Annotated in this window: 11 protein-coding genes and 1 pseudogene; 8 read left to right on the top strand and 4 right to left on the bottom strand. The window is 73.6% G+C overall.

What is annotated here, in order from left to right:
- The first annotated feature begins 71 nt into the window (after nt 1-71).
- A complete protein-coding gene (locus HF519_RS28005; RefSeq protein WP_211170694.1) occupies nt 72-923 on the top strand; it encodes a protoporphyrinogen/coproporphyrinogen oxidase in 852 nt (283 codons plus the stop codon).
- A gap of 159 nt (nt 924-1082) precedes the next feature.
- On the top strand, nt 1083-1778 hold the full coding sequence (gene hemQ / locus HF519_RS28000; protein WP_169415987.1) for a hydrogen peroxide-dependent heme synthase: 696 nt from the start codon (nt 1083-1085) through the stop codon (nt 1776-1778).
- On the opposite strand, the gene HF519_RS27995 is transcribed toward hemQ, so the two are convergent.
- Nucleotides 1727-2263, bottom strand: a complete 537-nt coding sequence (locus HF519_RS27995) for a hypothetical protein (protein ID WP_211170693.1) — start codon at nt 2261-2263, stop codon at nt 1727-1729. The two genes, hemQ and HF519_RS27995, sit on opposite strands and share 52 nt — an antisense overlap.
- 92 nt (nt 2264-2355) lie before the next feature.
- Between HF519_RS27995 and HF519_RS27990 the strand changes: the two genes are divergently transcribed.
- On the top strand, nt 2356-3402 hold the full coding sequence (locus HF519_RS27990; RefSeq protein ID WP_169415986.1) for a zinc-binding dehydrogenase: 1047 nt from the start codon (nt 2356-2358) through the stop codon (nt 3400-3402).
- On the opposite strand, the gene msrB is transcribed toward HF519_RS27990, so the two are convergent.
- The 3 genes from msrB to HF519_RS27975 form a co-directional block, all read right to left on the bottom strand.
- Nucleotides 3392-3841 carry a peptide-methionine (R)-S-oxide reductase MsrB gene (msrB, locus tag HF519_RS27985; protein ID WP_169415985.1) on the bottom strand — a complete coding sequence of 150 codons (450 nt, stop codon included), beginning with the start codon at nt 3839-3841 and terminating at the stop codon, nt 3392-3394. The two genes, HF519_RS27990 and msrB, sit on opposite strands and share 11 nt — an antisense overlap.
- An 81-nt stretch (nt 3842-3922) precedes the next feature.
- Nucleotides 3923-4831, bottom strand: a complete 909-nt coding sequence (locus HF519_RS27980; RefSeq protein WP_169415984.1) for an ATP-binding protein — start codon at nt 4829-4831, stop codon at nt 3923-3925.
- On the bottom strand, nt 4828-4977 hold the full coding sequence (locus HF519_RS27975; RefSeq protein WP_169415983.1) for a hypothetical protein: 150 nt from the start codon (nt 4975-4977) through the stop codon (nt 4828-4830). Before HF519_RS27975 ends, HF519_RS27980 begins: the two co-directional genes overlap by 4 nt.
- Before the next feature lie 136 nt (nt 4978-5113).
- Here HF519_RS27975 and HF519_RS27970 point away from each other — a divergent pair, with 136 nt between their 5' ends.
- The 5 genes and pseudogenes from HF519_RS27970 to HF519_RS30705 all read left to right on the top strand — a co-directional run.
- Entirely contained in the window at nt 5114-5392 is a 279-nt protein-coding gene (locus HF519_RS27970) for a DUF6158 family protein (protein ID WP_169415982.1), read from the top strand.
- Between the two features lie 399 nt (nt 5393-5791).
- Nucleotides 5792-6034, top strand: coding sequence for a hypothetical protein (locus tag HF519_RS27965; RefSeq protein WP_169415981.1), 243 nt, complete (start codon nt 5792-5794; stop codon nt 6032-6034).
- Nucleotides 6035-6061: 27 nt separating this feature from the next.
- Entirely contained in the window at nt 6062-6313 is a 252-nt protein-coding gene (locus HF519_RS27960) for a hypothetical protein (RefSeq protein ID WP_169415980.1), read from the top strand.
- 116 nt (nt 6314-6429) lie between these two features.
- Entirely contained in the window at nt 6430-9210 is a 2781-nt protein-coding gene (locus HF519_RS27955; protein WP_169415979.1) for a hypothetical protein, read from the top strand.
- Nucleotides 9211-9221: 11 nt separating this feature from the next.
- A pseudogene (locus HF519_RS30705) lies at nt 9222-9487 on the top strand (hypothetical protein); the annotation flags it as partial.

The following is a 9487-nucleotide window of genomic DNA, read 5'->3' as shown; positions in this document are numbered from 1 at the left end:
CCCCCGCACCACCCCCCGCGAGTCGCGGTATTCCCGTGCGCGAGTCGGGGTCAGAGCGCGCGCGAGTCGCGGTGTCCGAGCGCGCGCGAGTCGCGGTGTCCGAGTGCGCGAGTCGCGGTCTCCCCGCGCAGGCAGGCCCGGTGTTCGGCGCCCTGCACGGCGGGTACCGGGTGTTGCTGGACTCGCTGGCTGCCGCCGCAGGCGCGGATCTGCGGCTGGGCACGACCGTCCGGTCGCTGGAGCGGGCCCTCGCCGGCTGGCGGCTCACTCTCGGCCCGGCCACGGCGCCGGAGGCTCTCGACGTCGACGCCGTCCTGCTCGCGGTACCGGCACCTGCGGCGCGACGGCTGCTCGCCGACGTGTCTCCCGTCGCGGCCGCCGCTGCGGGTGAGATCGAGTTGGCGTCGTCGGTCGTCGTGGCGCTGGCCTACAGGGCAGCCGACGCGGCCTCGCTGCCACCGACGTCGGGCGCGCTCATCGCGGCGGGCGAGCCGCTGTCGATCAAGGGCGCGACGCACTCGTCGAACAAGTGGGGGCATCTCGCTGCCGGGGCCACCGACGACCTCGTCCGGTTGCGGACCTCTCTCGGGCGCTTCGGCGAGGCGGCGACCCTGCAGGTCGACGACGATGAGCTGGTCGCCCGAACCCGTGCCGATCTGGCCACCCTGACCGGGATCACCGCGGCGCCGGTCGCGCTCCACGTGCAGCGCTGGGGCGGCGGGCTGCCGCAGTACGCCGTCGGCCACGACGAGCGGGTGCGCATGATCGAGGAGGCGGTGGCGGGGCTGCCCGGACTTGCTGTGGCGGGCTCGGCCCTGCATGGGGTCGGCGTGCCCGCCTGTGTGGGAACGGCGCGGGCCGCGGCTGAGCGGGTCGCCGCGTCGCTGGTTGTGCCGTCCGGCCGCGACGCGCACAGCGGCTGACCCCGACCCCGGGCGCGAAACCGCGACTCGCCCGCAGGCTGACCGCGACTCGCGCGCGGATGGGCCGCGACTCGCGGGCGGGGATACCGCGACTCGCGGGGGTGTGAGGGGTCGCACCGGACGGTGGGTGCCGGTCGGGTACGTGGCAGCATTGTGGGCATGGCCCGCCTGGACTACGCCGAGCTCAACGACACGATCCGCTACACCATGTGGTCGGTCTTCCGGGTCGAACCGGGGAGGCTCGGGGACGACCGCACCGCCGCCGCTTCCCAGGCCACCGAGTTCTTCGAGGCCCTCGCGGACAAGGGCGTCGTGGTCCGTGGAATCTACGACCTGGCCGGCATGCGCGCCGACGCCGACTACATGGTCTGGTGGCACGCCGAGAACGTGGAGTCGTTGCAGGCCGCCTACGCCGACCTGCGCCGCAGCACCACGCTCGGGCGGGCGTCGGTCCCGGTGTGGAGCCAGGTCGCGCTGCACCGCCCGGCCGAGTTCAACAAGAGCCACATCCCCGCGTTCCTGGCGGGCGAGGACCCGAAGCGGTACGTCTGCGTCTACCCGTTCGTGCGTTCCTACGAGTGGTACCTGCTGCCCGACGCCGACCGTCGCAAGATGCTCGCCGATCACGGCAAGGAGGCTCGCGACTACCCGGACGTACGGGCCAACACGGTGCCGGCGTTCGCGCTGGGCGACTACGAGTGGATCCTGGCCTTCGAGGCCGACGAGCTGTACCGGATCGTCGACCTGATGCGGCACCTGCGGGGGACCGAGGCGCGCATGCACGTCCGCGAGGAGGTCCCGTTCTACACCGGCCCGCGCGTGCAGGCCGGCGACCTGGTCGCGACGCTGCCCTGAGCACGCGCCTCCCACACCGCGCGGGTCTGCTCGGAGACCCCCGCATCGTGGGTTCGCTGGAAGTTGCGGCCGCCCCGGCCGAACGTGCGTAACGTCCCCGCGGGCACCTCGGTGTCGGACACGGGCCCGGCCAGCCAGGTGCAGTCGCGGACGTGTACGAGATCGACGGCGCGGGCGGCCGCCGAGTCGTCGTAGCGCCAGGCACCCGTGAGCCGCCCGAGTCGGAAGCGGCCTTCGTCGTCGCGGGTCCAGACGAACGCCCCGTCGGGGACGCCGGCGAAGCGCCGGAGCCGGGCCGCGAGCCGGTCGCCGTAGAGGGCTGCCAGCCGGGCGACGGCGTCGTCGAGGTCGTCGGGCGCGGGCTCGACGATGCCGCCGATCCCGCACAGGCCCTCGGCGAGCGCCCGGTCGACACCCGGCGGCAGGCCGTCGTGGCGGGAGCGCATCGGAGCGCGGTAGACGGGCGGAGCGGCCTCGGCGGACACGCGCGCAGCCTACGCAGCTGTCTCATAGTGAGACTAGGTGTGACTCCCGTCTCACTAGCGTCGGTGGCTCACCTCGCCACAGGGGGCACCTCATGAAGGCACTCGTCTATCACGGCCCGGGCCAGAAGTCCTGGGACACCGTCGCGGATCCGAAGCCCATCGACCCGACCGACATCGTCGTGCAGATCGACACCACCACGATCTGCGGGACCGACCTGCACATCCTCAAGGGCGATGTGCCCACGGTCGAGCCGGGACGGATCCTGGGTCACGAGGCGGTCGGCACCGTGGTCGCGGTCGGATCGGCCGTGAGCAGCCTGGCGGTCGACGACCGGGTGCTCGTCCCGGCGATCACCTCGTGCGGGCGGTGCGCGTACTGCAAGCGCGCCATGCCCAGCCACTGCCAGGCCACCGGCGGGATCGGCTGGATCTTCGGGCATCTGGTCGACGGCACCCAGGCCGAGTACGCGCGTGTCCCGTTCGCCGAGACGAGCGTGCACAAGGTGCCCGATGGGGTGAGCGACGCGCAGGTGCTGTTCCTCGCCGACATCCTGCCCACCGGCTACGAGGTCGGGGTACGCAACGGACAGGTCAAGCCCGGCGACGTGGTCGTCGTCGTGGGTGCCGGGCCGGTGGGTCTGGCCGCGATCCAGACCGCCGCGCTCGCCGGGGCGGCCCGGATCATCGCCGTCGACGTCGTGGACTCCCGGCTCGAGCACGCCCGTCGGTTCGGCGCCGACGAGACGATCCGCTCCGGCGGCAGCGCCGAGGAGCAGATCGCGGCACTGACCGACGGCGGCCTCGGCGCGGACGTCGCCATCGAGGCGGTCGGCATTCCCGAGACCTTCGACCTGTGCACCCGCGTGGTCCGCCCCGGCGGGGTGGTGGCCAACATCGGCGTCCACGGCGCGCCGACGACGTTGCACCTCGAAGACCTGTGGATCAAGAACATCACGATCACCACCGGTCTCGTGGACGGGACCACGGTGCCGATGCTGCTCAACCTGGTGCGCTCGGGGAAGATCGCCTCGGAACTGCTCGGCACCCACGACTTCGGGCTGAACGACATGCTGGCGGCCTACGACACCTTCGCCGAGGCCGGCCGGCACAACGCGCTGAAGGTCGTGATCAGGAGGTAGGTCCGGAGTCCGGCTTCAGGGACAACGAGATGCTGTTGATGCAGTACCGAAGATCCGTCGGCGTGCCGTAGCCCTCACCGGAGAACACGTGGCCGAGGTGGCTGTGGCACGTCGCGCACAGCACCTCGACCCGGCGCATCCCGAGGCTGTTGTCGACACGCTCGATCACCGCGTCGCCGGCCAGCGGGGTGAAGAACGACGGCCAGCCGCAGTGCGACTCGAACTTGGTCTCGCTGCGGAACAGCTCGGCGCCGCACGCCCGGCACTGGTAGACGCCGACGGTCTTGCTGTCGGTGTACTCACCGGTGAACGGGCGTTCGGTGCCGGCCTGGCGCAGCACCTGGTACTCCTGTGGGCTCAGCTGCTCGCGCCACTCGGCGTCGGTCTTGACGACCTTCGGCTCGGGTTCGGTACGCGGCTCCTGGCTGAACGATCCCATGCGCCCACGCTAACGCGTCGCGGAGCGGCGCGCCGCCGCACCGCAGGTCTGATCGAGCAGTGCCGGACGCGAGCCGCCCCGCTACGCCGTGACGGTCAGCCGCACGCCGGTCCCGGCCCCGCTGAACCACAGGTGCACGCGATCGCACAGCAGGCGCGCCGTCCATAGGCCGCGGCCGCGGTGCCCGTCGAGCGGTGGCGGAACGAGGCCGAGCAGAGACGGGCGGAACGGGCCGGCGTCGAGCACGTCGCAGGTGACGTTCCCGGCCGCGGTCCACACCCGGAGCAGGCCGGACCCGGCCCCGTGCTCGATGCTGTTGGTCGCGATCTCACTCACCGCGAGCACCAGGTCGTCGATGCGGTCGGCCAGCCCGGCCCGCTCCCCGTGCCGGGCCATCCGGTGTCTCAGCGCGGACAGGTCGGCCGCGCCGAAGGCCGTCTCGTCCGTACTGGGACCGAGCGGTTCCGGCTCCGCCGGCGGATGGTCGCGCAGCACATCGAGCGGTTCCCGGTATCCGGGGTTCGGCCGGATACCGTCCGCGGAGCGCAGCGCCGGGTGCGTCGCCCGGACGACCGCGCTGGCATCGGTCACCGCCGTGGGGCAGGCGCACAGCAGGGTCATCGGGATCGCGGCCAGTGCGACGTTGAAGGCCGCGTCCCACAGGGCGACATCCGCTGTGTTCATCCACGGCTGGTGCTGCCCGAGGACGGTCGCCCGGCGTGTGCCGGGCAGCCGTGCGGCCTCCAGTACACGTCGCAGGACCACGGTCTGGGCGGGCTCGGCGAACGCCTCCTCGGGAGGCTGGAAGACGACGGCGTCGGCGGCGTCCCCGAGTCGGTCGCGCAGCGCGCGCTCGGTGGGTGCGTCGACGATCGCCCCCACGGCCTGGTCGCCCCGGACCGCCGCGGCCAGCGGCTCGGCCACGGCGGCGACCAGGTCGTCGAGGTCTCGGTAGAGCACGCCCTCGTGACGCAGCGGCCCGGCGGTCATCGCAACGGCTCCACGCGCACCTGCCCGAGTCCCAGGAGCTCGCCGACGCGGGCGGCCCGGTAGGCGTCGATGCCGGTGAACGCCCGGCGCACGTGGTCCTGCGTACCCGGCCTGCGGGGGTTCTCGACCGTTGCCGAAGAGCGCATCGCGCACAGGCTACGGGTGCGGCCCGTGCGGCGCCCGGGCCGCCTCGCACGGAGGTGCACGGGTGACGGGGGATCGGCGCGGGCCCCGTCCGGGTACCGGTGAATGCCTCGGCGGAAGGCCGGGTAGTCCGCGGACATGGTGAACCGTCCTCAGGGCATCCCGCCACAGGAACTCGACGACGAGGACCTGCGGCGCGAGCTCCAGCACCTGCACGAGACCCGGCACGAGACGCTGCTGGAGGGCACTGAGTCGGCCCTGCAGGCGCACACCGAGCGGATGGTCGCGCTCGAGCAGGAGTTTCTGCGGCGCTTCCCGCAGGACGGCGCGCCGGACCCGCTGCGCACCCGGGCGGGGAGCCGGGAGCGCGCCGGGCAGCCTGTGCCCGGCCGCGACCTCACCGGCGAGCCGGGCTGAGCCGACCAGGTCGTTCCGGCCTCCCCCGAGTAGCGACCCTCCTGAACCGGGCACGGACCTGTACCCGGACCTTACGGACAATATCCGGAAGCCCATGCCGAGTGCGTATTCCTCTCATCCGGGACATCGGCCGGCGAAGTAGGTGATTTCGCGGCCGGATAGGTAATTCGGCCGGCCGGGATCATAGGTACCGGTTCGACGATCTAAGTGGTGACAGTGCGCCGTTCGTTACCGACCATGGGCGAGCCACCCCGAAAGCGGGCGTGGCGCATTCGATGAGGGGATCGTCCCGGTACGGATCTTCAGGGTTGCATCTGATTCGTGGAGCACCGCGACCGGTACAGCAAGCGCCCCTCCCCTTCGAGGCCCGTCCGGGCCACCTTACTTGGAGGAATCGCGATGTCGCATGCTCTGAGCATTGCCGAGCTGGAGGGTCAGCGAGTCGAGCTGCTGCCCGCACGCACGACCATGATCACCGCGATCGGTGGCGACGGCGGTGACGGGGGCGACGGCGGGTTCGGCGTCAACGCCTACAACGTCAACGTCGCGTACGACGGTGACGCCTACCAGTACAACAGCGCCGGCAACGGCGGGCACGGCGGCGCCGGCGGCGACGCCTACGCCCTCGACTTCGAGTTCTGAGACCGTCGGAGCTGAGGGAGAGCCGCTATGTCGGACACGATGAGCTTCGCGGAGCTCGAAGGTCAGCACGTCGAGCTGCTGCCCGCACGCACGACCATGATCACCGGATGTGGGTGCGGGGGTGACGGTGGCGGCGGGGGCGACGGCGGCTACGGGATCAACTTCCTGAACATCAACATCGCGGTCTTCGGCGATGCCACCCAGTACAACATCGCCGGCAACGGCGGCGGTGGTGGCAACGGTGGCGATGCCGTGCTCGCCGCAGTGCTGAGCCGGTGACAGGAAGCCGCTGTCGGTGAGAGCCGGACGGCGGCCCGAGGAACAGGCAGGGGCGGCCGGTACGCAGGCCGCCCCTGCTACCCCGGCTCGGGCCGGGCCGGCAGGGAGGCACGGAGGTGTCGGTCATCGCCACCGAAGGGGGACTGCCCGAGCCCCGAACCGAGCGCCCGTCCACGCCCCGGCTGGCCGAGGGCACCGAGCTCATCGGCGAATACCAGGGGTCGGGGTTCCAGGAACAGCAGTACCTGGTCGCGCGAGCCGACGGCCAGGTCATCCAGCTCCCGCGGCTGTTGTTCCTGCTGCTGGCCGACATCGACGGGCGACGCGACGTCGAGCAACTGGCGAGCCGGGTCGGCGCCGGCTTCGGCCGCGACATCACGGGGGAGCAGATCGCCTTCCTCGTCGAGCAGAAGCTCCGGCCCGCCGGCCTGATCGCGGCGGACCACGACGGCGTGGTGGTCGCCGCGGTACGACCGGACCCGCTGCTGGCGCTGCGCTACCGGGCGAAGGTGGTGTCGCCGCGCGTCTCCTGGGCCGTCGCCGGCTTCTTCCGGCCGTTGTTCTGGCCACCGGTCGTGGTCGGCGCGCTGGTCGCGCTGGCGGCACTCGACGTGGTGATCGCCCTGCAGGGCGGGTTCGGCCGGCTCCTGCCGAGCGCGCAGGCGCTCATCCACCGGCCGGCTCTGACCCTGCTGGTGCTGGGGACCGCCTTCGTCTTCGCGGTGTTCCACGAGTGCGGGCACGTCACGGCCTGCCGCTACGGGGGTGCCCGGCCCGGGGCGATGGGCGTGGGGATCTACCTCGTGTGGCCGGCGATGTACAGCACGGTCACCGACGCCTACCGGCTGGACCGGGTCGGCAGGCTGCGCACGGACCTCGGCGGGATCTACTTCAACGTCGTGTTCCTCGCCGGGCTGGCCGTGGCCTACCTGGCCACGGCAGAGCCGTGGCTGCTGGCCACGATCGTCCTGCTGCACGTCCAGACGATGTGGCAGTTCCTGCCCTCGCTCCGGCTGGACGGCTACTACATCCTCAGCGACCTGGCCGGCGTGCCGGACCTGTTCAGCCTGCTCGGCCCCGTGGTGAGCAGCATGCTCCCCGGCCGGCCGGCCCACCCCCGGGTCGCCGCCCTCAAGCCCTGGACCCGGCGGCTCATCACCGTGTGGGTTCTGCTGGTCATCCCGTTCCTGCTGTACTTCGTCGTGCTGATCGCGGTCGTCGTACCGCTGGTCCTGCCGATGGTGTGGCGTTCGCTGGTCACCCTCGCGGGCGGGATCGCGGACGCGGTCCGGGCCGGACAGGTGGCGGCCGGGGCTCTCGGCGTCCTCCAGGTGGTCCTGCTGGTCCTGCCGTGGGCCGGCCTCGCGATGGTCGCCGTCGGTACGGCCCGTGCAGTCGCCACGGCGGTCCTGCGACGACTCGGTCGCGACACCACCTCCCCGGCACAGATCGCCGCGCGGACCGCCGTGGCCGGCTGGTTCACGCTGGCCGTTCTCGCGGCCGGGTTGCTGGCCGGTGTCGTGTTGGCCGGCCTCGGTTCGCGGATCCTCACCGAGGGTGAAGCCGGCCTCGCCGCTGCGTCGTCCGCGGTCGGTGGCGGGGTGGCCCTGCCGGCCTGGCCGGACGCCGTGGCGGTGCACCAGCTCGCGGCGCTGGAGGCGCTCCTGTCGGGGCTCACGTCTGCGGTCGCGGTGGACGGTGCGCGGCTCGTCGCGCTCGTGGTCGGGCTGGCCGGGTGTCTGGCGCTGTGGCCGGTGGTCCGCCGGCTCGGGCTGCACGCTCCGGCGGCCGCGCTGGCCGTGGCGCTGTGCGCGGTCGTCTCGCTGCGCGGATCGGTCGACCCGGGGGCGCTCGCTGCGGTGTGGCTGACGGTGGCCGTCGCGCTGGTCGGACGCGGCGGGACGGACCGGGTACTGGGTGTCGCCGCCGCCGCGATCGGGGTGCTCACCGCGCCCCTGGCCGCGATGGGGCTGCTCACCTACGGGGCGTGCGCGCTGGTGAGCGGGTCGCGGGTGCGGGTGCCGGCGCGCCTGCTCGCCGGGGCGTGGCTGGGTGCTGCGGTGGCGGTCACCGTGGTCGCGACGGGGGACCGCCCGCTGTCGGTGACCGGGTCGGGGCCGGTCGCGGAGTCGCTGCTGCCGGTGGTGCTCGTCGGGGCCGCGCTGCTCGGGGTGATCTGGCAGCGGTGGCCGCGGCTGCGGCCGGCCGCCGCCGCCGCCGGTGGATTCCTGGTCTGCGTGGCGATGCCGGGTCAGCACGGCTCGACGGCGTTGCTGCTGGTCGCGCCGTTGCTGGCCACCCTGGTGGCCGCCCTGCTCGACGGCGTCACCGCGGCGCGCCCGGGGCTGCAGCGTCGGCTCGTCGTGGCCGCGGTGGCCGGGATCGTGGTCGTGTCGGTCGCGCCCCGGGCGGGCGCCGCCCAGCGCGGGCCGGCTGACGGGCCCGGCTCCACCGCGGGAGCCACCAGGTCCGAGGGTGCGGCGTCCCCGCCGTCGACCGACGGTGTCGGGGCGGTGGACGGCCGGACCGGGCCGGCCGCGTGCCGGCCGCAGGACGCTGCTCACGCCGCCGCGTCGCCGGCTGCCGGTTCGGCTCGGGCGACGGCGCCGGAGTCCGGTCCCGCTCCCGCCGCCACCTCACCGGATCGCGGCCGGACCGGAGCCGGGCCGCGCCCCGCCGCGCCCACCGGGGCCCGGGACGGCGGTTCCGCCGCCCGGTCAGGGCCCGCTCCGGTGCAGCGGGCGCCGCGTCAGCAGATCGGCGCGGGCTCGCCGGTGCCGTTGGTCCTGTTCGCGCCGCCCGTGCCGGACGTCGCGCGCGCCGTCGCCGAGGTGAACCGCGCGGTGCGGGCCGCCCGCGACATCGGGCCCGCACCGGGTATGTCACCCGGCAACTAGGAGGTCGGTCCATGCGTTCGCCCCGGTTGCCCGGCCGGCGGTGGTGGCCGGCCGCGGCCCTCTGCGTCGCGCCGCTGATCATCGCGTCGTCCTGTGGTCCGACGGGCGCGCCGGGGACCCCCGGTGCGCCCGGGACCACCGGCTCGACCCGGCCCGCCGGTCCCGACGGCGGCGGGGCCGCCGGCAACGGCGGTCACGGGGGTGCCGGCGGCTACGGGGGCGGTGGTGGCCGAGGTGGTGACGGGGGCGCCGGTGGCAACGGGGGTTACGGCGACTC

It is taken from the genome of Pseudonocardia bannensis (assembly GCF_012911875.1).
GTDB lineage: Bacteria > Actinomycetota > Actinomycetes > Mycobacteriales > Pseudonocardiaceae > Pseudonocardia > Pseudonocardia bannensis.
Note: the sequence above shows the minus strand (reverse complement) of the source record. Positions and strands in the feature narration are given on the sequence as shown.

Coding starts and splice junctions, on each gene's coding strand:
- HF519_RS27960 (WP_169415980.1), top strand. CDS start 6,062: ATGTCGGACACGATGAGCTTCGCGGAGCTCGAAGGTCAGCACGTCGAG.
- msrB (WP_169415985.1), bottom strand. CDS start 3,841: ATGGGATCGTTCAGCCAGGAGCCGCGTACCGAACCCGAGCCGAAGGTC.
- HF519_RS27990 (WP_169415986.1), top strand. CDS start 2,356: ATGAAGGCACTCGTCTATCACGGCCCGGGCCAGAAGTCCTGGGACACC.
- hemQ (WP_169415987.1), top strand. CDS start 1,083: ATGGCCCGCCTGGACTACGCCGAGCTCAACGACACGATCCGCTACACC.
- HF519_RS27975 (WP_169415983.1), bottom strand. CDS start 4,977: ATGCGCTCTTCGGCAACGGTCGAGAACCCCCGCAGGCCGGGTACGCAG.
- HF519_RS27980 (WP_169415984.1), bottom strand. CDS start 4,831: ATGACCGCCGGGCCGCTGCGTCACGAGGGCGTGCTCTACCGAGACCTC.
- HF519_RS27970 (WP_169415982.1), top strand. CDS start 5,114: ATGGTGAACCGTCCTCAGGGCATCCCGCCACAGGAACTCGACGACGAG.
- HF519_RS27965 (WP_169415981.1), top strand. CDS start 5,792: ATGTCGCATGCTCTGAGCATTGCCGAGCTGGAGGGTCAGCGAGTCGAG.